Annotated in this window: 1 protein-coding gene; it reads left to right on the top strand. The window is 69.8% G+C overall.

Annotation, left to right across the window (positions count from 1 at the left end; genetic code table 11):
• Positions 1-12: 12 nt before the first annotated feature.
• Positions 13-2832, top strand: a 2820-nt coding sequence (locus tag A5700_RS06990) for a condensation domain-containing protein (RefSeq protein ID WP_255377893.1), incomplete at its 3' end; no start/stop codon positions are given.

Genomic DNA, 2832 nt, shown 5'->3' with positions numbered 1-2832 from the left:
GCGGCGCTGGTGGTGGCGCCCGCGGACGTCTACGCGGGCCAGGCACTGACGGCCTTGCTGGCCGAACACCGGGTCAGCGCCGCGATGCTCACGCCGACGGTGTTGGCGTCGCTGGACCGCGACCTACTGGGCGCGCTGTCCACCGTGATCACCGTAGGGGAGGCTTGCCCCGCCGAGCTGGTGGCCGCGTGGGCGCCGGGCCGGCGCATGCTCAACAACTACGGACCCACCGAGGCCAGCATCTGGGCCACCGGGTCGCGCCTGGTGCCCGGACGGCCGGTGACCATCGGCACGCCGATCCCGGGCGTCGTCGCTCTCGCGCTCGACGGGCGCCTGCGCCCGGCCCCGGTGGGGGTGGTCGGCGAGTTGTATTTGGCGGGGCCGGGTTTGGCGCACGGCTACGTGGGTCGGGCCGGACTGACCGCGGAACGCTTCGTGGCCGACCCCTTCGGTGAGCGCGGCGCGCGGATGTATCGCACCGGGGACCTGGTCCGGTGGAACGGCGCGGGGGAGCTAGCGTACCTGGGCCGCGCGGACTTCCAAGTCAAGCTGCGCGGTCAACGCATCGAACTCGGCGAGGTCGAGAACGCGTTGCTGGCGTGTGCGGAGGTGACGGTGGCCGCTGCCGCGGTCTATCGGCAAGGCGGCGCTGACCGACTCGTCGGCTACGTCGGTGGGCCCGTGCCTCCCGACGCCGATGCGGTGCGAGACGCGGTGGCTGCGCGCTTGCCCGACTACATGGTGCCCGCGCAGATCGTAGCGTTGGAGCGTTTCCCGATGACTTCGTCGGGCAAGATCGACCGAAAGGCGTTGCCCGCTCCCGAATTCACCGCCGCACACTACCGGCCGCCGCAGACCGACACCGAGAAGATCGTCGCCGAAGCATTCGCCGAAGTGTTACACCGAGACGCGGTCGGCCTCGACGACGACTTCTTCGCCCTCGGCGGTGACTCGTTGATCGCGACCCGGGTGAGCGCTCGGTTGCAGGCCGCGCTGGCCAGGGAAGTGCCGGTCCGCTACCTGTTCGAGGTCTCCACCGTGCGCGACCTCGCCGACCATCTGAACCGGCATCGTGGCGGTCCGGCGCGCCCGCCGCTCGTCGCACTGCCCCGGCCGGACCGTGTTCCGTTGTCGTACGCCCAACAGCGGCTGTGGTTCCTCAACCAGTTCGAGGACGGCGCCGCGACGTACAACATGCCGACCGCCTTTCGGTTCACCGGCGCGCTGAACGTCGAAGCGCTGGCCGCGGCGCTGGACGACGTGATCGCCCGGCACGAGTCGCTGCGAACCGTCTTTCCCGACGTCGACGGCGTGGCCCAACAACAAGTGCTGCCGGCCCACGCAGGCCTGTGGCGGCAGGAGGGTGCGCCGACGGTGCTGCCCATGGCCGAACACGACATCGCCGCCGCTCTGCAAGATTTGGCGGCGTACCCCTTCGATCTGTCGGTCGATGTCCCCATTCGCGCGCAGCTCTTCTCGGTGGGAGCCGGACAGCACGTCCTGGGTATCGTGTTGCACCACATCGCCTTCGACGGCTGGTCAATGGCGCCGATGGTCACCGACATGGGCCGGGCCTACCAGGCGCGGTGCCGGAACCGGGCGCCCGACTGGGTGCCGCTGCCCGTGCAGTATGCGGATTACGCCCTGTGGCAACGGGATTGGCTGGGACACGAGTCCGATCCCGACAGCGTGCTGCACAGGCAGCTGGCCTACTGGCGCCAGGAATTGGCCGATGTGCCGGAGCTGATATCGCTGCCCACCGACCGGGCCCGGCCACCGGCGCCCACGCACCGCGGTGCCGACGCCGAGCTGCGCATCGAGGCGCCCCTGTGGGCGGGAATCAAGGCGCTTGCGGCCGCATACAACGCGACCCCATCGATGGTGTTGCAGGCGGCCCTGGCGGTGTTGCTGAGTCACGCGGGGGCCGGACAAGACATCACGCTGGGCTCGCCGATCGCCGGGCGGCTCGACCCAGCGGTCGACGACCTGGTCGGGTTCTTCATCAACACCTGGGTGTTGCGGGTCCAGGTCAGGCCCGAGCACCGGTTCTGCGACGTGCTCGAGCAGGTGCGACGCAAGGCCCTGGACGCCTACAGCAACCAGGAGGTGCCCTTCGAGCGCCTGGTCGACCGGCTCCACTGTGCGCGCTCGACGGCTCATCACCCATTGTTCCAGGTGTGCATGGCCTTTCAGAACCTCGGCGCGCCCCGGCAGGTGACGCTGCACGGAGTGCACGTCGAGCAACTCGGCGTCTTCCGCCGGCCGGTCAAATTCGACCTGGACTTCGATCTGGGCGAGGTCCCGACCGGGGATCCGGCCGCCCCGATGGCCGCCGGCGTGCTGACCTACGCCGCCGAGCTGTTCGACCGCTCCACCATCGACCGGCTCCTCACCTGGTTCGGCACCGTCCTGGAAAACGCCGTCGCGGATCCCGCGGTCGCGGTCGGCGACATCTCGTTGCTCGAGGACGGCGAGTGGGATTTGTTGGTGCGGTTGTGGTCTGGTGCTGGTGTGGGGGCGCCGGTGGGGTTGGCGTCGGAGGTGTTGGCGGCGGCGGTGGGGTTGGATGCGTCGGCGGTGGCGGTGGTTGATGGGGCGCGGGTGGTGTCTTATGGCGAGTTGGATGCGTGGTCGTCGCGGTTGGCGCGGTTGTTGATTGAGTGTGGTGTCGGGCCGGAGCGGGCAGTGGGGGTGGCGCTGGACCGGTGTGTGGAGTTGGTGGTGGCGTGGTGGGCGGTGCTCAAGGCCGGTGGGGTGTATGTGCCGGTGGGTCGGGGGCATCCGGCGTCGCGGGTTGCTGGGGTGCTTGACGCGGTGGATGCGGTGTGTGTG

The organism is Mycobacterium sp. E1214 (assembly GCF_001666755.1).
Lineage (GTDB): Bacteria > Actinomycetota > Actinomycetes > Mycobacteriales > Mycobacteriaceae > Mycobacterium.
Note: the sequence above shows the minus strand (reverse complement) of the source record. Positions and strands in the feature narration are given on the sequence as shown.